Origin of the sequence: Undibacterium pigrum, assembly GCF_003201815.1 — a bacterium.
GTDB classification, from domain to species: Bacteria; Pseudomonadota; Gammaproteobacteria; order Burkholderiales; family Burkholderiaceae_D; genus Undibacterium; species Undibacterium pigrum.
In genome coordinates this window covers 395462-415924 of record NZ_QJKB01000003.1, presented here as the reverse complement: position 1 = coordinate 415924, position 20463 = coordinate 395462, and the positions used below count along the sequence as shown (strand labels likewise).

16 protein-coding genes are annotated in these 20463 nt (G+C 55.0%); 9 read left to right on the top strand and 7 right to left on the bottom strand.

What is annotated here, in order from left to right:
- Window positions 1-169 precede the first annotated feature (169 nt).
- The 6 genes from DFR42_RS12760 to DFR42_RS12735 all read left to right on the top strand — a co-directional run bounded on the left by DFR42_RS12760 (window position 170) and on the right by DFR42_RS12735 (window position 5706).
- Window positions 170-1366, top strand: a complete 1197-nt coding sequence (locus DFR42_RS12760; RefSeq protein ID WP_110255346.1) for an acetyl-CoA C-acyltransferase — start codon at window positions 170-172, stop codon at window positions 1364-1366.
- Window positions 1367-1450: 84 nt separating this feature from the next.
- Window positions 1451-2323: an alpha/beta hydrolase family protein gene (locus DFR42_RS12755; protein WP_110255345.1), complete on the top strand. Its 873-nt coding sequence runs from the start codon at window positions 1451-1453 to the stop codon at window positions 2321-2323.
- A 22-nt stretch (window positions 2324-2345) separates the two neighbouring features.
- Window positions 2346-3122 carry an enoyl-CoA hydratase gene (locus DFR42_RS12750; protein ID WP_110255344.1) on the top strand — a complete coding sequence of 259 codons (777 nt, stop codon included), beginning with the start codon at window positions 2346-2348 and terminating at the stop codon, window positions 3120-3122.
- A 294-nt stretch (window positions 3123-3416) separates the two neighbouring features.
- Window positions 3417-3740 (top strand): hypothetical protein, encoded by a 324-nt coding sequence (locus DFR42_RS12745; protein ID WP_110255343.1) that lies wholly within the window; start codon window positions 3417-3419, stop codon window positions 3738-3740.
- Window positions 3741-4137: 397 nt separating this feature from the next.
- Entirely contained in the window at window positions 4138-5097 is a 960-nt protein-coding gene (locus DFR42_RS12740) for a hypothetical protein (RefSeq protein ID WP_146218838.1), read from the top strand.
- 183 nt (window positions 5098-5280) lie between these two features.
- Entirely contained in the window at window positions 5281-5706 is a 426-nt protein-coding gene (locus DFR42_RS12735) for a hypothetical protein (protein WP_110255341.1), read from the top strand.
- Between the two features lie 1039 nt (window positions 5707-6745).
- Here the strand turns inward: DFR42_RS12735 and DFR42_RS12725 are convergent.
- The 5 genes from DFR42_RS12725 to DFR42_RS12695 form a co-directional block, all read right to left on the bottom strand.
- Window positions 6746-7993, bottom strand: a complete 1248-nt coding sequence (locus tag DFR42_RS12725) for an NAD(P)/FAD-dependent oxidoreductase (protein ID WP_110255339.1) — start codon at window positions 7991-7993, stop codon at window positions 6746-6748.
- The gene (locus DFR42_RS12720; protein WP_110255338.1) at window positions 7990-8358 is read right to left on the bottom strand and encodes a RidA family protein; all 369 of its coding nucleotides are present in this window, start codon (window positions 8356-8358) and stop codon (window positions 7990-7992) included. Before DFR42_RS12720 ends, DFR42_RS12725 begins: the two co-directional genes overlap by 4 nt.
- Window positions 8359-8513: 155 nt before the next feature.
- The gene (locus DFR42_RS28990; RefSeq protein ID WP_170133503.1) at window positions 8514-9974 is read right to left on the bottom strand and encodes a M81 family metallopeptidase; all 1461 of its coding nucleotides are present in this window, start codon (window positions 9972-9974) and stop codon (window positions 8514-8516) included.
- Window positions 9971-11305, bottom strand: a complete 1335-nt coding sequence (locus DFR42_RS12700) for an MFS transporter (RefSeq protein WP_110255335.1) — start codon at window positions 11303-11305, stop codon at window positions 9971-9973. The genes DFR42_RS28990 and DFR42_RS12700 overlap by 4 nt, the downstream gene beginning before the upstream one ends.
- Window positions 11298-12929, bottom strand: a complete 1632-nt coding sequence (locus DFR42_RS12695) for a serine hydrolase domain-containing protein (protein WP_170133502.1) — start codon at window positions 12927-12929, stop codon at window positions 11298-11300. Before DFR42_RS12695 ends, DFR42_RS12700 begins: the two co-directional genes overlap by 8 nt.
- Window positions 12930-12977: 48 nt before the next feature.
- On the opposite strand from DFR42_RS12695, the gene DFR42_RS12690 reads away from it, so the two are divergent.
- Complete coding sequence (locus DFR42_RS12690) at window positions 12978-13580, top strand: TetR/AcrR family transcriptional regulator (RefSeq protein WP_110255333.1); 603 nt, start codon at window positions 12978-12980, stop codon at window positions 13578-13580.
- On the opposite strand, the gene DFR42_RS12685 is transcribed toward DFR42_RS12690, so the two are convergent.
- Window positions 13546-14625 (bottom strand): enolase C-terminal domain-like protein, encoded by a 1080-nt coding sequence (locus DFR42_RS12685; RefSeq protein WP_170133501.1) that lies wholly within the window; start codon window positions 14623-14625, stop codon window positions 13546-13548. The two genes, DFR42_RS12690 and DFR42_RS12685, sit on opposite strands and share 35 nt — an antisense overlap.
- Before the next feature lie 13 nt (window positions 14626-14638).
- Window positions 14639-16882: a TonB-dependent receptor gene (locus DFR42_RS12680; RefSeq protein WP_170133500.1), complete on the bottom strand. Its 2244-nt coding sequence runs from the start codon at window positions 16880-16882 to the stop codon at window positions 14639-14641.
- A 195-nt stretch (window positions 16883-17077) separates the two neighbouring features.
- Between DFR42_RS12680 and DFR42_RS12670 the strand changes: the two genes are divergently transcribed.
- Both DFR42_RS12670 and DFR42_RS12665 read left to right on the top strand, forming a co-directional pair.
- On the top strand, window positions 17078-18928 hold the full coding sequence (locus tag DFR42_RS12670) for an ABC transporter ATP-binding protein/permease (protein WP_110255329.1): 1851 nt from the start codon (window positions 17078-17080) through the stop codon (window positions 18926-18928).
- 385 nt (window positions 18929-19313) lie between these two features.
- On the top strand, window positions 19314-20447 hold the full coding sequence (locus tag DFR42_RS12665; protein ID WP_110255558.1) for an ATP-binding protein: 1134 nt from the start codon (window positions 19314-19316) through the stop codon (window positions 20445-20447).
- Window positions 20448-20463: the final 16 nt, after the last annotated feature.

The window sequence follows — 20463 nt, the reverse complement described above, 5'->3', positions numbered from 1 at the left end:
TACAGACCAAAAACCCTTGGACACCGAGACACGGAGACACAGAGATGGCACAGAGAACACCCTGTTGTTTTGAATTTCTCCGTTTTTCCTCTGTGTCTCTGTGCCTCTGTGGTGAGGGGTTTTTGAAGAGTAAGCCTGAGCTGACCTTAACGAATTGAGGTAATCAAAAATGACTAAACAACTCCAAGACGCCTACATCGTCTCTGCTACCCGTACCCCGATCGGCAAATCTGGTCGTGGCATGTTCCGTAACACCCGCCCTGATGACTTGCTGGTGCGTGTACTGCAATCCGCTTTTGCACAAGTACCTAATCTTGATCCCAAGCTGGCTGAAGATGCGATCATCGGTTGCTCTTTCCCTGAAGGCGCTCAAGGCCTGAACCTGGCACGTATGGGTATCTTGCTGGCCGGTTTGCCTAACACTATCGGTGGCGTTACCATCAACCGTTATTGCGCATCCGGCATCACTGCCGTTGCGATGGCCGCAGACCGCATCCGCGTTGGCCAGGCTGACGTGATGATTGCTGGCGGTGTTGAATCCATGTCCATGGTGCCTATGATGGGCAGCAATCCATCGATGAACATGGCTATCCTGAAAGACGAAAACGTAGGCATGGCCTACGGCATGGGTCTGACAGCAGAGAAAGTGGCCCAGCAATGGAAAGTATCCCGTGAAGCACAGGATGCATTTGCCCTGCAATCGCACCAACGTGCCATCGCTGCGCAAAACGCTGGTTACTTTGATGCTGAGACAACTTCTGTCGATATCATTGACCGTGTGCCTAACCTGGCAACTGGCGAAATCGAACTGAAAACCCGTACCGTCAGCCGTGACGAAGGCGCACGTCCAGATACTTCCATCGAAGGCCTGGCAAAATTGAAACCTGTATTCGCCGCCAAAGGCAGCGTTACTGCTGGTAACAGCTCGCAAACTTCCGACGGTGCTGGTGCCCTGATCCTGGTCAGCGAAAAAATCCTGAAAGAATTCAACCTGACGCCACTGGCACGTTTCGCTTCTTTTGCAGTACGCGGCGTACCACCAGAAATCATGGGTATCGGTCCTAAAGAAGCCATCCCCGCAGCATGCCGTGCCGCTGGCATCACGCAAGACCAGATCGACTGGTTTGAATTGAATGAAGCCTTTGCTGCACAATCCCTGGCCGTGGTACAAGACCTGGGTCTGGACCCATCCAAGGTCAACCCTATGGGCGGCGCGATTGCCCTGGGCCATCCACTGGGTGCAACTGGTGCGATCCGTTCTGCAACGACTATCCATGCCCTGCATCGCAACAACCTCAAATACGGCATGGTCACCATGTGCGTAGGTACAGGTATGGGCGCTGCCGGTATTTTTGAACGCATGTAAGCTGCTTGCCTGAGCAAAAAACAACCGCGCAGACTGTATTTTCTGCGCGGTTTTTTTTAAGCGGCCGAGTCTGAAGGAGCCATGATGGAGACGGTACAAATTATCACTGCTGACGGCACGGCGCTGACAGCAAAAAAATTCACCCCCGCAAGCACAATAAAATCAGTCGTCGTCATGCCCGCGGCCATGGGCGTGAAGCAGAATTTTTATGAGCCCTTTGCCGAATTTCTGGCAGAGAATGGTATTGCCGTCCTGAGTTTTGATTACCGCGGCATGGGAGAATCCGTCCCTGCACAATTCCGTCATTCATTACGTGGCTTCGATGCCGACATCCTGATCTGGGCAGAGCGTGACTACAATGCTGCCCTGAAAACTGCCAAGGAATGGCAGCCTGATGTACCCCTGCTCATCGTCGGACACTCCCTCGGCGGACAATTGCCTGGCCTGGTACCTGACAATCATCTCATTGACGGCATGCTGACAGTCGGTTGCGGCAGTGGCTACTGGCGTGATAATTCACCTCAGCTGAAACGCTTTGTCTGGCTCATGTGGTATTTCCTTGTACCTTTGTATACCCGCATCTGGGGTTACTTCCCCGGTAAAAAAATGCGCAAGGTCGGTGATTTGCCCAAGGGTGTGATTTATCAATGGTCACGCTGGTGCCGTAGCCCTGAATATTTTGTGGAGAAAGACGGCAGCCCCATGCAAACCGGTCACCATAAAATCCACAAGCCCATACTCTGCATGAGCTTTACCGACGATGAAATGATGAGCCGCCGCAGCATAGACAGCATGCATGACTATTACAGCAATGCCAGGGTCGAGCGCCGTTATATCAATCCTAAAGATGTCGATGCCAGACGCATAGGCCATTTCGGCTTCTTTCGTCCACAGTTCCGCAACACACTTTGGCAGCAAGCCTTACAATGGCTGAACACTGCACCACAATCTACTTGATCAATAAAAAAGAGACTACACAATGGATATCCTGACCCACAAAGAAAACGGAATTTTGACGATTAACTTCAATCGTCCAGAAAAGAAAAACGCCATCACCCAGGCCATGTACCAGGCCATGGCAGATGCACTGCGTGATGCAGAAACAGACGTGACAGTACGCGCCATTCTCATCACCGGCAAGCCAGAAATTTTCACCGCCGGTAATGATCTTGAAGACTTCATGAAAAATGCCCGCAGCCTGGCCGAGCCAGAAGCCGTGCCACCTGTCTATCAATTCATGCAGGCGTTGAATGAATCAGGCAAGCCTGTAATAGCCGCCGTCTCCGGCGCTGCAGTCGGCATAGGCACCACGCTGCTGATGCATTGCGACATGATTTACCTTGCCGAGAATGCCAAACTCTCCATGCCATTTACCCAGCTAGGCTTGTGCCCTGAATTTGCTTCCAGCATGATATTCCAGCAAATCGTCGGCTACCAGCGCGCCGCAGAAAAACTCATGCTGGGCGAAGCCTTCAGCGCTGCCGAAGCCTTTGAAATGGGCTTCGTCAATAAAGTCTTGCCGCTCGAAGAACTGCTGCCTTACGCCCAGCAACAAGCCGCCAAACTCGCGGCATTGCCAGCTGCATCAATACGTGCCACCAAGCGTCTGATGAAAGGCAACCAGCCAGCCGCCATCAGCACCAAGATGGCAGAAGAAAACAAGTACTTCTCTGCCATGCTGAATGCACCTGAAGCCAAGGAAGCGTTCATGGCTTTCTTCCAGAAGCGCAAACCGGACTTTAGTCAGTTTAATTAATTTTACTTATATTTTTATGGTTCTTCGAAGTGCCTGCATGCTATGCAGGCATTTTTTTGTCTTCATGCCTAAGTATTTTTGCGCTTTGTTATGAGTTGGGGCATATTTAAAAAATCATAGATATCATGCAAAGTCGATCGATCACCACTGCTGGAGGCTACTGGACAGATGAACCTCCTATGTTGATTCGCACTGAAAATGGCACCACTTTACTGGATAATTTGCATCTATTGTGACCCACGTTTAGCACACAATCTTACTTATCTTGATGAGTAGGGAGCAGGAGTGATTGACGTGGCATTTCCAGGTATTATTCGACGCTGGCACATTCGTGACCAGATCCCATTACGAAAGATCGCCAGACGACTGGGTATCTTCCGCAACACTGTCCGGCGCTATTTGCGCTCTGAAGCCACAGAGCCAACCTATGCGGAACGACAAACAACCAGTGCGATCGACAAATATGCATTACAGCTTTCAAGTTGGCTTAAAACTGACGCAGGTAAAAATCGGAAACAACGACGCAGCTTGAAACAGCTTCATCTGGATCTGAAAGAACTGGGATTTGAACAGGAGTATGACTGGGTGGCAGTCTTCGCTGACTTGGATATTCTGTGAGTTTTTAGAATTTGGTTCCGATACATGGAATGAAGCGAATTGTCACTGATCAAACGGCACTAAAAAATTAACCTTTTGCCACTTGCAATAATAGCTAACTTAAATAATAATAAGTTGTCAATTTTTAATCGATGCTAAAAAAGTAGTCGCACTGTCCAGGCGTCAACGTCAACGCTTTGCAGATTGGAACATTACTCAGTATTTCGGCACAACTTGGTCAGACTATTGCCTTGAAATATACCATCGAGGGAACGACAGTTGTTCAATCATCTCTGCCAATCTAGCCGGATGCATCGGCCTAAGCTTCCAAGAAATTGAATAAGAGAATCAATCTGTCAACCCTAATACCTTTATGATCATAGACAGCAGCCTCCAGCAAACCACTTCGGAGCAATTTATGGCAAACAATCTTGTTTCTATTTCTGTCGCAAATTACAGTTCATTTGGCGTAATTCAAATTACGCAGAACAATACCGTAATGGGTACTGTATCCGCTGCGCAGTCTTCCATTATCCCAACCATTGGCACTGTCAATGTTACGCCAGGTGTTGCGATTTCTATTCAGGGCGCTCCGAATTACTACAATGTTTGCGATGTTGCCGCGGAAAATGTGGTGGCCGGCCTCTTCATCCAGACCAATGTATCGTGGGGCAACAACGCCTGTCCGTGTGACAGCGTGCAAAGTCAATGGCCCTCAAATTGGCCGACACTGTTCACTGGCAGTGTGTGCGGCGATGAGGGTACCGTCGGGTGTACGCAAAATACTCCAGACGGAAAGCCAGGTGGCACATGCAACCCCGACTGGTTGCAATATACCACGACTACCGCCAATAGCATCGCCATCAACGCGGGCGACGACTGCCGCACCATCTGCACCAATAATTTATGCAACTTCCTCCTGGGAACCGGTGGAGTTACCCAGATCACCTTCGACTTCGAGGTGGTCAACTACACCATGTCGGACGGCAACGCCATTTGGCTTGCATTCTGGATATATTGCAAGGATTGGCAGAATACCCAGGAAGTCGATTTCATTGAAAGCCGGTGGGGACCTGGCGATGGGTTGAATAGCAATTTTGCTGGGCAAGGCGATCAGGTCGTCATCTATCCTGGCAGTGCAACTGAACCTTGGACAGGTTCCATCACCGCAAACTTTTCCACCAATTCCGATGGCACGATTGCGGTCAGCGTCTCCAACAGCGTCAACACTAACATAGGCACGGCGACATTGGCAGGGCCCACCGGCTCTGAAACAGGCTATTTCTTTGTACTGAATACCTGCCCCACCGATCAGCCTGATTGTACTATCACGATTTCTAGTCTTAACGTGGTTGGCACTTGGCAGGGAACTACCTGATGCTGTCCGCCGTAGTGCCATCATCCCTCGCCCAGGTTGTAGAGTAGCTCGGGCAGCATGCGAGATCGTTTAGCGCGGTCATGGTGCGCTGGCATTGGCGATTCTCGCGTTTTTTGCATCAGAGTGGCAAGTTGACTAGCGCTATACAAATCATCACACTAAGACCCGTGCGACTTATAGCTTATGACCACTCCTCCATCACCCATTGCTTCCGAGTTTGCTAAGGTCGAAGAGGCCGAGGCTTACGATGCTTGGTTTCTTGGCAAAGTACAAAAGTTCCTGCACAACCCGAGCCTAGGTATCCACCAAGTCGACTTCATGGTAAAGATGCAAGCAATCATCTATGCATTGAAAAAAAGCGTCAAGTTCATTATGAAGAAAAACCTCGCAAGTCCTGTTGCCTTGAAGGCGCAGTTGTTTCAGTGGAGATGGATGATCGGCGCGCTTTTGGGTGGTTTCTCGGGGCTGGTGCACGCTGTTGATGCGAACCACCACGCCGAGATTTTCTTGCAGAGTGGTCACGGTGGCAGTGCGATGGAGGACGCTCGGTTTGTAGACACTGATCGCTACCTGATTTCGGCCGGTAGAGACGGAAAAGCTGTGCTCTGAGACGCCATCTCGATGCGCGAGATCCGCGCAGTTGCAATGCATCGGTTCAAAATAAGAGCACTCGGCACAACGCCACACTCTGACGTCGTTGCGACCGGCGACGTGGAAGGGTATGTCTGCATAACGACCGTTAGCGCACCCATGTGCACATCGCCACGTCGAGTCTCCGAGGATTCTATAGACGTGATCGAAATCTCATCCTCAGGTAGGCTAGTGGTTGCCGCCGACGGAGCCGGGCAGCTCAAAGCATTCGAGCATCCCGCAGGACGATTGCGATGGTCGGTCAACACTGGCCATCGGGAAGGTGGTGTCCGCGCCATTTCGATCGGACCTCATGGGCAGCCCATCCGGACATACGGCTGGGACGGCGTGACAAAGGTTTGGGACGCTAGCAATGGCCGCCTGTTGCATACCTCCGCAGTCCGCGATGGAAGTGCTGCAGCGACGTCAGCAGACGGCCAGAATAGTGTATTTCAGGACAGCTTCGAGACGCTGACCGCAGCTATCGGACGGCGGCCCAAACGAACTATCCCAATTCGCGACGCGACCGACCGACTGGGGGAGCTGGCCGTCTCCCCTGACGGCGAGGCCATTGCCTACTACGTGCTAGACGTCCGCAACTCACACACCGTGGAACTCGTATCGGGCCCGGGTTTTAGCAGTATGAAACGCCTTTCAACCCTTCCCGGTCCAGTACAATCCATTCGCTTCTCGGCAAGCGGTGACCGCATAGTGATCACTCAGGAATCGCGGGCCATAGTCTATCGAACGAGCGATCAGAAGCCGCTTGCCGTTTTGTCCGCAGCGGGCTCCTATGTGCGACATTTGGCGCAATCCGAGGATGGTCGAATCACATACGTCAGCTCCGACGGAATCGGCCTGTGGCGGAAACGTCCGCGTCTGGGATGTTATGAGCGGCCACACGAGAATCGCGTTCCGCACGACGGAAGACATTCTAGGGCCATTGGAGTTCGCGGCGGATTCGACGCGACTACTGGTCGGCAGCGGTCGAACTCTGTCTGTGGCACTTTACGCGTCCTTAATTCACCAGGAAGCGCCGTGCCGAGTACGCTTGCGCATTGATATAGGGAGGTACTCCGTCGATCAGGTCCGCCAGTAGGCGCGCGCTGGCTGGGCCGAGGGTAAAGCCTTGATGGCCATGCCCGAAGTTGAACCACAGATTGGCGTGCTGGCCAGCGTCACCGATGATGGGCAGCATGTCGGCGACACAGGGGCGACTTCCCATCCACGGCGTGGACTCAACAGGTGCGCCAAGGTCCAGCAACTGGCGGGCTGATTGCTCTGCCAGTGTCAATTGGCGTGGCGTTGGACGTGCATCAATGCGGGCGATTTCTGCGCCTGTTGTAACGCGTAGTCCACGGACTTGCGATGACATGACATAGCCCCGTTCCGCGTCCAGGGTGGGGACCATGACCTGGCCCCCACCTGTGTAGTGGCGATGGTAGCCACGCTTGACGAACAATGGCAGGCGATAGCCAAGGCGCCGGGTAAGGGTTTCTGCCCAAGGGCCTAGCGCCACTACCGCATGCTCGGCATGAATACTGCCTTCGTTACTGTCGACTTGCCAGCCAGCGCCATGCTGGCGCAATGTCAGGCCATCGCCTTGTATGAAACGCCCGCCCTGTTGTCTGAACAGGTTGGCATAGCGTTCCACCAGCTTGCCAGGGTCAGACACGCTCCATGAGTCCAGCCAGTGTACTGCACCTGCAAGCGAAGTGCGAAAAGCCGGTTCTGCGCGTGCAAGTTCAGTACTGTCAAGTGCACGATAAGCTATGCCATACTGGCGTTCAAGGCGGGCGGCATCCTGTAGTGCTGCAGAAAATGGCATGCTGCTGCGGAATGCGATGCGCAAACCTTCGCGCTGCACCAGCGTGTCCGCATCAGCCATTGTCACCAGGCGGGCATGCTCGCTGGTAGCATGTGCGATAAGTGCCGCGTAATCGCGGCTGATGAATGCATGGCGACCAGGTGCTGAGGCACGCCAGTATTGCCACAGGCGCGGCAGCATGGCCAGCACGGCAGTTGGGTGATAGCTGACGCTGGGGTCGCGGCCAAGTGCCGCAGCCAACAGAAACCCTAGCTTGCGCGGCATGGAATAAGGTTCCACTGCTTCGCGCTGGATCACGCCTGCGTTGCCGTAGGAGGTTTCTTCGCCTGGCATGCGACGGTCCAGCAAACTCACGGTATGCCCACGCAAGGCCAGTTCGAACGCCGTGCAGGTGCCCACCATACCTGCGCCTATTACCAGAATCTCGCGTTTCGTCATCGTGTCGTGCCCAAATACGCCTTGTCTTCGGCAACTACGGTAATTTCTACCCGGGCTCCAGGCAGCACCAGAGGCGCGACCACGGTAGTGCGGACAGGATAAGGGGCGGCGAAGTGCTTCTGGTAAGTGGCATTAAAGACGGCGAAGTCGTCAGCATCAGTCAGGTAGGCGGTGACCTGGATAATATCCTGCACGCCGAGATCAACGCTGGACAATGTCCTGCCAATACGTTCCATTGTCAGGTGTGTCTGGGCTTCGATACCAGGGGGAATACTGCCGTCTGTATCCAGCGGAAGCTCACCGGACAAAAAGACAAGATGGCCGCTACGACGGCATTTGGAGAAGGGCAGTTGATTGGTGTTCATGTCTTCCTTGTACACTAATTAATGTCCAGTATTGTTGTAATAGTATCTGTTACTGTGTCTGCCCTTTTCTTAATTCAGAGCAGCGACACCCTTTGACTGCAATTTTAAGCAATCTGGGTCAGGCTAGCACCAGATCATGCAGGCCATGCCGGCATTCAAGTCAATTCCGGGGCAGGATTGGCAAGTGCCGGAAAGTATGTTTTGCCACGTCGGCGGTAGGGCAGATGGGCGAAGTCCATCGACAAAGCTGCTCCTGTCTCTATCACATGACAATTGGTGGATAATCTCGAAAACTCAGTGTAGTAGTGGTGGCTGGATTTGACGGCAATCACGCTGGCTTCGTGCAATGGCACCCCCAGGCCAGTGAAGGCTGTGGGTGACAGGGTTTGTTGTCGCCGACTGATGAGCACGATATCCACTGCACCGCAGCGCACCCAGGCGGCCCGTCCAAGCGGGTCGGTCAAGGTGCCAATTTGCTGGCTATGTTGCAAGCTGAGGCCGCGTACGGTCAGCGTAAGCTGCAGTGGGGTGCCAGAGGCAGGGCTGACCTTGCCACCTATGGCCAGCTCAATGACAGCGCCTACGCCTGCCTGATGACAGGCATCAACGGCAGCCGGGTCCCATAGCATGCCAAAAGCACAGCGCAGTGTTGGCCGGAGCAATAATTCGGAGAGCAGGCCGGTATGGTCGCAGGGCGCACCACCGCCCGGGTTGTCGCCGGCATCAGCCAGAATTACCGGGAACGGACCGGCAGGTGAGGGATCAAGCACTTGCGCAGCGCTTTCCAGGTGTGGCAACAGTTCATGGCGAGCCTGGTACAAGGCTCGTGCCAGTTCCTGCGCAGTGTATGCAGCAGCAATGCGGTCGCGATCTGCCACCACCAGCACCTTGGTGCCAGCATCCGGCACATCGCCCCAGGGAAATCCGTGGACATAACTTGCAGACAGTATGCCTGGTTGGCGTTCGGCATCAGCCAGGGCATCAACCAGGCTGCGCATAGGCTGTGCCGTGGTGGGATAAAAACCGACCATGGCACAGTCAACGACTTCCATGACTGGGCTTGTCGCACCTGTTGCTGCTGCCCGGCATAGCTCGAAAAGTTCGACTGCACGCTCTCTATAATCAGTATGCGGATATTCGCGCATCAGAATAATGATATCGGCTTCATTGGTCATGGCAGGGGTCATGTGACAATGGGGATCAAGCTTAACGCCGATAATGCAATCAGGGCCGGTGCGGGCACGTACCGCTGCGATCAGGTCACCTTCACAATCGTCGACGCCGTCGGCCACCATGGCACCGTGCAGTAACAGCAGCACCATGTCGACAGGCATGGCAAGTTCGAGTGCAGCCAGGATGTCGCTGCGTAATTTCTGATACGCTTCTGCTTCTACAATACCGGCAGGCTGTGCTATGGCGTAAAGTCCTTCATGCACAGTGTCGCCGTTCTCGTTTGCCAGCCGACGCCATTGCTGCAGCACGGGGCCGACGGACCCAAGCGCATCGTCGGCGACCGGGCCGCGTACGATCCCCAGTTCCTCAAAGGACTGTAGCGTGGTGGGAAAAGCGGAAAAGGTATTGGTTTCTGTGAACAGGGCAGATGTAAAGATGTTCATGCTTGGTATTCCTTGTTTGATTGAGTACCCTTGCGCACTGCCAGCAGCATCAATGCCAGCAACGCCAATAGCGCAGCCAGCAGGGCCGCGGCAGGCACCCCGACAAATAAGGTAGCCAGCCTTTGCAGCGCAGCAGGTGCCGGTGTGCCTTGCAGCGACCCCACCCATTCAAGGCCAAAACCCACCGCGATACCACCCAGGGACTGGCCCAGTTTTTCGGCAGAAAACAGGATGCCCAGATACAATCCCAGACTCTCACCCTGGCTTGATGAACTGGTCGCCGCTTCGATGGCCAGTGTTGAAATCAGCACCGTCAGTACACCAAAGGAAAAGCCAAACAACAAGCCACCAGCGATCATCGCGCCATTCTCACGTGGCCCGGCGGCAAACCAGATGCTACCTACGAAAGCCAGCAGCAGCGCCACGGTCAGGACGGTGTTGGGACGAAAGCGGCGTGCCAGCGTCGGTGCGACCGATACACCAGCCAGCAGCGCGACAAAAATCGGCGTTAGCAGTGCCGACAGGTTTTGCGGCCCGGCTTTGAGCAGGTGCTGGTTGGCATAAGGCAGAGCGGCAAACAAGGCAGTAGAACCAGCTCCCAGTGTGATCAGGATAAGCACGACGCAGTAGAACCTGCGGTTGCGCAGGGTATGCTGCAAAGCCAGCCGCAATGGTACGGTAGCTTTGGCTTCCATGCCGGTACGCAGGGGAATGCGGCGCACCGCCAGCCAGCACAGTCCCAGTGCCAGAAGAGCCGCACAGGCAAGTATGGCCGCCATGCCCAGGTAGCCGGTGCTGCCAGCCCCCATGGCGGCCACTAGTTGCGGGGCAAGTATGGAAACCAGCAGGCCGGCAAATGTCTGTCCCAGTGCACGTGCCGCCATCAGTGTGCTGCGACCGGCCATGGTGTCGGTAATGTCTCCGGCCAATGCGGTATGCGCCACCGAAAAAACCGTCAGCAGCAATGATTGCGCCACCAGCAGCACGCCGATCAGGAAAGCCCGCAATGACAATGCCAGACTATCAAACGGGATAAACAGCAGTATCAGCAACACTGGCAATAGCAAGGTTGTGAAGGCCAGAAGTGCGCCACGGCTACCAAGCCGGTGTGCCCAGCTATCTGTGCGCCGCCCTATCCACGGATCGAGTAGCACGTCACTTACTTTGGGGATGGCCAGCAGCACGCCTGCCAGTGCAGGGGGCACATGGGCGAATTCCGTCAGATAAAACAGGAACATGAGAGGTACAACGCCAGAACTCAGCGTAGAACCAAATGTCCCTGCGCCAAAGGCGGCCGTCAGCGAACGTGTTGGCAAGGACGTGTCAGCCATGTACAGGGCACTCCTGCAGACGCAACTGGCGGGTGCGCGAAGTGTCCAGCACCAGTTCGCGCTGGCCTGCTGCACCTTTCCCCAGTCGCAGCGTGCCAAACATGGGCAGGTGTGGATCACGGCTGATCAACAGACAAACATCTTCGCGCAAAGGCTGCAGGTTAAACACATTGCGGCCATACAGCCCGGCGATGCGCAGCAAGCCTTGCTCACTGTCTTTGGCCGCATTTTCTACCACCTTTTCCACCACAACATCAGCCCCCATTTCGTCACAGCGCCAGTTGCCGGAAAACGGGGTGATGATGCTGGCAGCCTTGACCGGCGCGGCGACGCGTTCGCAAAGATGGGTCGTCCCCTGTTCGATGACCTTGATGCCGGTGACACTGCCGCTGGCATCCAGACTTGCCTCGATCTCCAGCACAAGGATAGACAACAGGTTGACGCGCAGCTTGTTGTGCTCAGCCTGCAGCAACGGCAGCGGCATGCCAAAGTTGATCAGAAACAGGCTGTCATCGCGTCTTTCTATGGCAAAGTAGCGGCCGCTGCTGGCACAGTAATAATCACCCCCCAGGCTTTCCACCAGTTGCGGATCAGCGGGCAGGGCATCGGCCGTCAATTCATCTTCCAGCAAGCTGAACAGCAGTTTTTGCGCAATATCGGGCGCGCCGAGGTCACTGCGGTTGGTCATCACGATGACTCCGATGCCGTGCTCCGGCGCAGCCAGCATCTGGCAAGAGCCACCAACCACACCACCGGCATGGTGCAGCACCGGAATGCCGCGCCAGCTTTCCTGTATCAAGCCATAACCGTAAGGGTTGACGTAGCCATTCGACAAGCGGGTTGGCATCAACATTTCGTCGGACACGGCACGCGACCACAGGCTCGGTGAAACCAGGTGATGCAGCCAGCGCTGCATGTCATCAAGCGTTGAAGCGATGCCACCCTCTCCCAGGATGACGGAGGGGAACTGACTTTTCGTGAAGTTGCCAGCGGGATGGGCAAGATGCGTCGTGGCGCTGCCGGACAAGGGGTCCAGGTCTGTGGCCCACAGGCTGGTGTCATACAGGGACAGCGGCTGGAACAGATAGTCATGCATGGCCTGTGCCAGTGGCATGTCAAGTACGCGCTCTATCACCATGGACAACAAGCGATAGCCGCCGTTGTTGTAGATGAATTGCGCGTTTGGCTCGAAGTTTTCCTCCTGCTGGCGGCACTGATAATCAAAGGCAGCCTCGGCTGGCACCACCGTCAGGCCGTTCGACAACAGCGACAAATCCAGATAGTCGCGCATGCCGCCTGTATGGGTCATCAACTGCCGTATGGTACGGCTACCCTGTGATTCCGGCAGCTCTGGCAACCAGCGGGCAACGGGATCATCTATGGACAGTTTACCTTCATCACGCAACATCAGCGCCAGCGCGCAGCAGAAATGTTTGGTCGTCGACCCTATCCGCATTTTGGTGGTGGGGGTGTTTACCAGTCCTGAGTCCAGACTGGCCAGACCATAGCCGCGCCGCAGCAGCGTCGTGCCGTTGCGCTGCACGCTGACAACCACGCCAGGGCTGGCATTGGTGGCAAAGCTGGACATCACGGCTTCAAGTTTTTGTGTTTCATTATTGGTCATGTCGGTCTCTTTCATTATAAAATAAATAAACAATCATTTTTTTTACTTATGCCTAAGCGTGATCCCAGCCATATGGCCGCTGTACGCCAGCAAATCCTCACCGCCGCACGCGCGGTTTTCGAACGCAAGGGACTGTATGAAGCATCGGTAAGTGACGTCAGCAAGGAAGCCGGTTTGTCGGTAGGTTCGCTGTATGTCCATTTCCGCTCCAAAGAGGCGATCCTGCTTGCACTGATAGAGTCGGCGGAGGTGCATAGCGCACCGCTGGCCGCCTGCAATAGCACCGCAGACTTGCTGGCCTTTGTCATTGCCATCCTGCGGCAGCAAGAAATTCCCGACACGGCGGGGCAGGCAGCGCGCACCTCGCTGGAAGTCGCCGCGATTGCCCGTCGCAGCCCGGAAGTGCAGGCCGTGGTGATCAGGAACTTTGAACAATCGCGTGCTGCCCTGTACGATGCGGTGCTGCGCCTGGGGAACCAGGCCGGTCTGTGCCAGCGCGACGAGGTGAATGCCATCGCTGAGAGCCTGTTGTCTATCCTCATTTCTGCCCAGGCCCAGATGCTGATTGGTGTACCGCTGGTCATCGAGGCAAAAATCGCGGCGGCGCACATGTTGATTACGCGCTTGCATGCTGAGCCTGCGGGTAAGTAGTCAACAGCGCCGGTGTTGCTGATTTGGCTGATGTGGCTGATGTTGCTGAGGCGGCCGGGGCGGCCAAGGTATAAGCCCCGGCATCAAAATCAATACAGCCATCAAGGTAGCGGGCTGAGGGCTGGTTATCGGTGGCCATCAGCAAGGGTGCATCAAGGTCAACCAGATCGGCCTCTTGCGCAACAATGAAGGCTGGCAGTAGCGCCATTGAGCGCCCTCCCATGCAGCCGACCATGACACGCATGCCCAGCCGCCTTGCCGCTGACGCCAGCGGCAGTGCGGCAGTCAGTCCGCCGCATTTATCCAGCTTGATATTGACGACCTGATAGCGCTGCGCGACCTGCTCGAGTTCGTCTTGTGTCTGTAGCGATTCATCTGCTGCCAGGGGGATAGGCGAACGGTAGTGATCCAGTGCTGCATCCTGTTTTGCAGGCAAAGGCTGCTCGATGAGTTCTACACGATGTTCGAGCAGCTTGCCCATGATGCCGTCGAGATGGGCCATCGTCCAGCCTTCGTTGGCATCCACCGACAGGCTGACATCGGGCCGCGCCTTGCGCACCGCGGCTACCCGTACCGCATCGTCGCTACTGCCGTCGAGCTTGAGCTTCAAGGCACGGGCAGCCGGATAGCTTATTGCCATTGCAGCCATTGCCGCAGGGGTGTCAGCACCCAGGGTGACCATGGTGACTCTGGCCCGTGGTGCGGGCTGGTGTGCCAGCCGGTATACCGGCATACCGCGCAGCCCAGCCTCAAGTTGCCAGAGTATCCAGTCCAGCGCATTGCGGGCACCGCCCACCGGCATCTGCTGCACACTTTGCCACATGCCAGCCAGGTCGCATGGCATGTCTGGCAGGCTGGCCAGTATTTGCTTTTGCATGGTCGCTCCGGATTCACCGCGATAAAACACCCCGGCTGCTTCGGCTTCTGCAGCCCAGCCGCGATAACGGGCCGAGACCCGCAACACCTGCTGGCCAGCCAGCGTGCGGCCAGCAATCGATAAAGGCTGGCGCAAGGCAACCTGCTCTGTGAAAGTAGAGATCAACATAGGGATACTCCGCTCAATAGAAGGCATAAGACACTTGCACACCCAGCGTACGTGGAGGCACCAGGTTGACGCGGGCAGGCGCACCCAGCGTGCTCAGGCTGGTGTCAGCCGATGTCTGGCCACGCTGGTCGAACACATTGCGTAAGAAAAAACCAAGATTGCTGCTGCCAAACTCCAGTCCACCGCGCAAATCCAGCACCGTATAGGCCGGCAAGCGGTACGGCAGCATGGAGCGTGACTGCTGGAAGCTATTCCAGCGCTCGCCCGTATAGCGTAAAGAGGCGCCCAGATAGCCATGTTTGCCATCAATAGAAAAATCGCGCTCCACTTGCAACGCCCCTGCCACCCTGGCCGTGTCAGGCAGACGTTCACCGGCTTTACCACCCAGGCTGGGGTTATCGTCCTGCAGTTCGGCATTGATCAGGCTGAGTGCCGCAGCAATCCTGACGCCTTCTATCGGTCTGGCACGCAGGGTGGCCTCAATACCACGCGAGCGCGCCCGCCCGGCATTGCCAATACCAGAAAAACCGGCATAAGCTGTAAACACCTGCATGTCTTTCCAGTTGATCTGGTATAGCGCCAGTTCTGCCGACACCTTGCCCGGCAGTAGATCGCCTTTCCAGCCAGCCTCATAACTCCACAAAGAGTCCGATGCATAGGAAGACTGGTTGAGTGGCTCGCCATTAATCGGATTGCGCACAACAGGCAGCGGACCGCCAGGGCGATATCCGCTAGCTGCCCGAAGATAGAGGGCCTGGCCTGCGGCTGGACGCCAGCGTGCCGTCGCCATCCACGTCGTCACGTCTTCGGTCGAATCGGCTGCCGGTTGCGGGGCAGGTGCGAACAAGCCATCAAAGCGCTGCTCCAGTTGCTGGTTATTACGGCTGCGGCGCACGCCCAGCGTCATGTCAGTATGCTCATTGATAAAATAAGTGGCAGTACCAAAGGCAGCAAGCTCACGGAAGCTGGAAGGAAACCGCGCATCCGCCAATAGCGGTGGAACAGCTTGCAACTGCTGGTTGTAGGCTTGCAAATACTGTGACTTGTAACCCTCTTCTTTCGTATAGAAAGCACCCACCAGCCATTCCAGCGAGCGGCTGCGCGGCGAGGTCAGCCGCAATTCCTGCGTGAATTTTCGAGTCAAAAAGCTGTAGTCCAGCCCGTAGCCAGCCGCATTGATCCCCAATGGTGCCAGGTAAGGCAGATACAGCGCGGAAGGATCAGCCCGCCCATCATTGCGGGAACGCTGCCAGCCGCTGATCGCATCCAGGCTTGCCCAGTTCAGGTCTGCCTTGACGGCCAGCGACACCAGCTCATTGTTTATTTTGACAGGCTCGCTCAAGAACAGGCGCTTCGTTGCGCGGCCATCTATGGGCTCACCGCTGGCCAGGCTGACATCTTCCGTCGATGAACCGTCGCGCTGTTGTTTTTGAGACAGCGCGGTCAGCCGCAGCGACAGATTCTTTGCTGGTGTCAGCAGCAAGGCCACCCGGGCACCATCAATCTTTGCGCCATCGACGATACGGTTGCCGTGATTATTATCGCGTACCAAACCACCTTCCTCACGCTGATACAGCGTGGCGCGCAGCGCTGCCTTGCCATCTTGCAGCGGCAAATTCAATACCGCGCGCGCTACATGGCTCAACTTGCCATTCCTGCTGCCTGACAATTCTGTCGTGATATTGGCCAGGCGTTCAGCAGGATCGGGCTCGGCGGCGACATATTTAATCAGCCCCCCCATGGCACCGGCACCATATAAAGTACCTTGCGGGCCACGCAATACTTCGGCCGCGGCCAGGTCAAACAAACCAAGATCGAGTGCGCTGGAACCGCCACCCGCATAACCGGAACTGGAACCGAAAGGCACATCGTCTATATACATGCTGACCGTTGCGCCAACTTGTGCCCCGGTAGAAATGCCGCGCATCGTCACCTGGCTTTGCCCGGACCCACTACCAGTTTCATTGTAATTGACGCCTGGCAGCAAAGCCGCCAGATCAGCCAGTGATTGATAACCGGAACGCTCCAGATATTCACCACGGACGACGTCGGCTGAGAGAGGAACTTCACGTGCGGGCTCGCGGCGACGCTGGGCCGTAACGACAACGGTTTCAACGGGCTCAGTAGACACCACGGGACGTGGACGCGGGTCTTGCGCCAAGGCACCGGGATGCGGGCTGCCTAGTACAGCGAGAATTGCGAGATAGAGGGGGCGGCCGCGGCGGAAAGAGTTCTTACGAGTTGCATTTTTATGCATCATTGTCTCCATAATGAATGAACGTTCATTTTTATTTATTATGGATATGGTGCGCACTCAAGGCAAGAAGAATTTGCAAGGTGTGGTAAAAGTGCTCGTTTTTTTTCCTGCCATGCAGGATTGTGTCTGTTTCCGCACAGAACGATATCGTGTCAGATCCCATACTGTAGAAAAACCTATTTACAGAAGCTGACCATGACTATCTTGAGCGAAACGCGCCCCAATGAAGAAACCGATGGTGTGCCACCACCACCCAGGAGGCGCCGTACTGCGTTCCTCTCACTTTCTGCATGGCGACAATTCCTTGAGGTCGCCAAACCTTACTGGCTGGGTGATGAATGGAAGAGAGCCTGGATACTCCTGGTGCTGCTGATCGTGTTAATGCTGTTTGAAACAAAGTTCGCAGTCATGCTCAACGATCAGGCTGGAGAAATGACTTCGGCACTGGCAGCAAAGGAAGGCGATCGTTTTTGGACATCCGTGCGAACCTGCCTGATGGTGCTGGCTTTTGCCGTGCCGACTTACGCTTTCTACTATTACATGCGTGATCTGTTCGCCAACCAGTGGAGACGCTGGCTCAGCGGGCGCTTTCTTGACGGCTATCTTAAAGATCGTAAATACTATGCACTGGGTGCCAATAGTGAACTCGACAACCCGGACCAGCGCATCAGCGAAGACATTAATACCTTTACAGGCAGGTCCATCAACTTCCTGCTCATTTTCCTGGGGTCAGCCATGCAACTGGTGGCGTTCAGTGCTGTGCTATGGTCGATATCGCATTTGCTGGTTGGCATATTGGTGGTGTATGCCCTTATCGGCACCGGTGCCGCGCTGTACGCATTCGGCAACCCCTTGATACACCTGAATTTCTGGCAACTACGACGCGAGGCTGACTTCCGTTACAGCCTGATGCGTGTACGCGAAAATGCTGAATCGATTGCCTTCTATCGCGGCGAAGCGCAGGAGCGCGCGCACATAGATAGCAAGCTTCACCGCGTCATCCAGAATTACGACAAGCTGATCAAGAAGCAGCGTTCTCTTAATCTGTATCAGCGCACGTTTAGCCAGCTCACTTTGGTGTTGCCGGTGGCTATACTTGCCCAGCAAGTCTTATCAGGCGAGCTGGAGGTAGGGCGTGCGACGCAGGCGGTCGGGGCATTTGCTGCCGTACTCGGCGCAGTGGGCGTGATCGTGGAAAACTTTGAAAGTCTCAGCCGCTTTGTGGCGGGCGTAGGCCGGTTACAGACATTGTCCGACCTGGTTTTGCCCAAGGCGAAACCTGAACCGGCAGTGGAAGTCGAGCCTGTGCGTATCCAGCTACGCCAAGGCACCCGGCTCGCGCTGGAATCAGTCACACTGCATCCGCCGCAATCGCAACGTGTGTTGATCAAGGAACTGAGTCTTGCATTACAGCCAGGTGAGGCACTGCTCATTACTGGCGACAGCGGTTGTGGTAAAAGCTCGCTATTGCGGGCGATTGCCGGCTTGTGGCACACCGGCAGCGGCCTCATCCATCATCCGCCGCTAGAGGATTTCTTCTTCCTGCCGCAGCAACCTTATTTGCAGATGGGTTCGCTGCGCAGCCAGCTGATCTATCCTGGCGCCGACTCAGAACTCAGCGACGAACAGTTGCTGGAGATTCTGGATCAGGTATATCTGCCGCAGCTGGCCGAGCGTGTCGGCGGGCTGTCTGCGGTGCAGGACTGGGAGAAGCTACTCTCCGTCGGCGAGCAACAACGCATGGCATTCGCCCGCATTTTGGTGCATGCGCCTGACATTGTCATTCTCGACGAAGCAACCAGCGCACTTGACAGTGGCAATGAGTCTGCTCTATATGCACGCCTGCGTGAGAGTGGCGTGACACTGATCAGTATCGCCCACCGGCCTGCCGTGTTAAAGCATCATACCCATGTTCTGCACTTGCTCGGGGATGGAGCATGGAAGTTGCATGAGGCGAGGGATTTCCAGTTTGACGCGGCATTGGTCGATGTTGGCGATGTGAGAGATGATAAAGCACAGCCTTCGTTTCAGGCTGAAGCAGCATAATGAACTAGTGTCATTTTAAGGTGCTGCCAGTTAACCGAAGCGTGTAACTCGCGAGCAACTTTCTTTTTTTGATCAGATTTGTTTTGCGGCTGTCAATTTAACGCTTACCCAATCACCAAACAGCATTATTCGAAAACATAGTGCTGCAAGCGATTGATTAATCAATGTGCAAATAATAAGCAATCTGCATTTGATAATTGCAATACTTGTAAGATGATCTCCTGTTTTTACCATGACATGAAAGCGCGATAGCGCACAGACGCACTCAGAAGCATGGCCTATTATCAACTTATGCGTCCAGCTTTCCTGGCGTAAATCCCCAAAGCGGCCAAGCCGTGTAAACCTTCAACCGACAGGCATGGGATACCTTAAAAGGCTCGCCATGATGTACGATTTACTGATCGCCAACCGGGCTGAGCTGGAGCGGCGATGTCGCGAAAAAGTGTCTGCCCGGCCAAACAGGTCGCCACCCAACAAACAGCAACTGGAACAAGGTATCCCTTTGTTTCTCGACCAACTCATACGCACCTTGCAAGCAGAATATAAAGGGAGAATGGCTGAGGCGCTGGCTGTGTCCGGTCCCCCGTCGGGTGAATCCGGCTACCATGCCGAACTGGGTGTAACAGCGGCAATTCACGGCGCTGATCTTTTGACCCTGGGCTACTCTATCAATGAGGTTGTGCATAATTATGGTGATCTTTGTCAGGCAGTATCGGATTTGTCAATTGATCTCAATCAGAAATTTGAGATCAGCGAGTTTCGCACTCTCAATCGTTGTCTGGACAATGGAATCGCGGATGCGGTAACCGCGTTTAGTGCTCAGCGTGATTTTGTGATCGCAGATGAGCAAGCTCTGGAAAGAAATGAGCGTTTGGTTTTTTTTGCACATGAGCTGCGTAATCATTTGAATACGGCAATGCTTGCGCTAGCGGCCATCAAGTCGGGCAATGTGGGCTTGACGGGCTCTACAGGGGGTGTCCTGGACCGCAGCCTGGTAGGACTTCAGCGCCTCATTGATCGTTCTCTCGCAGAAGTGCGGACAGGGCCGGGAATGGCTTTGCGCCGTTCTGTGTTCAGCCTGGCAAATTTTATCGGCGAGGTGAAATATTCGGCTTCCCTCGAAGCTGAAATGCTCAATTGCAGTTTTCACGTTGAGCAAACTCCTTCTCTGCTGATGATAGATGCCGATAAGGACCTGCTCTTTTCAGCTTTAGGAAATCTCTTGCAGAACGCTTTCAAATTTAGTGGTACGGATGGTGTCGTGACACTCAGTGTTGAAGCAAGAGCAGAGCGTATACGCATCAATGTTAAAGACAGCGGGCCAGGTCTGAGCGCGGACGCTGCGCGCGATATATTTCTACCGTTCACACAAAGCGGCACCAACAAAAGTGGCTTGGGACTTGGACTCTCCATAGCCCGACGCAGTGTCGAAGCAAATGATGGCTTGTTGACTGTGGAAAGCAAGCTGGGTGAAGGCTGCGTGTTCACCATAAACCTGCCTCGCCGAGTACTGCAATAGAGTGCATCGCTGACTG

Coding starts and splice junctions, on each gene's coding strand:
- DFR42_RS12700 (WP_110255335.1), bottom strand. CDS start 11,305: ATGGCTGACACGTCCTTGCCAACACGTTCGCTGACGGCCGCCTTTGGC.
- DFR42_RS12760 (WP_110255346.1), top strand. CDS start 170: ATGACTAAACAACTCCAAGACGCCTACATCGTCTCTGCTACCCGTACC.
- DFR42_RS12735 (WP_110255341.1), top strand. CDS start 5,281: ATGACCACTCCTCCATCACCCATTGCTTCCGAGTTTGCTAAGGTCGAA.
- DFR42_RS12670 (WP_110255329.1), top strand. CDS start 17,078: ATGACTATCTTGAGCGAAACGCGCCCCAATGAAGAAACCGATGGTGTG.
- DFR42_RS12720 (WP_110255338.1), bottom strand. CDS start 8,358: ATGAACACCAATCAACTGCCCTTCTCCAAATGCCGTCGTAGCGGCCAT.
- DFR42_RS12740 (WP_146218838.1), top strand. CDS start 4,138: ATGGCAAACAATCTTGTTTCTATTTCTGTCGCAAATTACAGTTCATTT.
- DFR42_RS12695 (WP_170133502.1), bottom strand. CDS start 12,929: ATGACCAATAATGAAACACAAAAACTTGAAGCCGTGATGTCCAGCTTT.
- DFR42_RS12755 (WP_110255345.1), top strand. CDS start 1,451: ATGGAGACGGTACAAATTATCACTGCTGACGGCACGGCGCTGACAGCA.
- DFR42_RS12680 (WP_170133500.1), bottom strand. CDS start 16,882: ATGCATAAAAATGCAACTCGTAAGAACTCTTTCCGCCGCGGCCGCCCC.
- DFR42_RS12685 (WP_170133501.1), bottom strand. CDS start 14,625: ATGTTGATCTCTACTTTCACAGAGCAGGTTGCCTTGCGCCAGCCTTTA.
- DFR42_RS28990 (WP_170133503.1), bottom strand. CDS start 9,974: ATGAACATCTTTACATCTGCCCTGTTCACAGAAACCAATACCTTTTCC.
- DFR42_RS12725 (WP_110255339.1), bottom strand. CDS start 7,993: ATGACGAAACGCGAGATTCTGGTAATAGGCGCAGGTATGGTGGGCACC.
- DFR42_RS12690 (WP_110255333.1), top strand. CDS start 12,978: ATGCCTAAGCGTGATCCCAGCCATATGGCCGCTGTACGCCAGCAAATC.
- DFR42_RS12665 (WP_110255558.1), top strand. CDS start 19,314: ATGTACGATTTACTGATCGCCAACCGGGCTGAGCTGGAGCGGCGATGT.
- DFR42_RS12750 (WP_110255344.1), top strand. CDS start 2,346: ATGGATATCCTGACCCACAAAGAAAACGGAATTTTGACGATTAACTTC.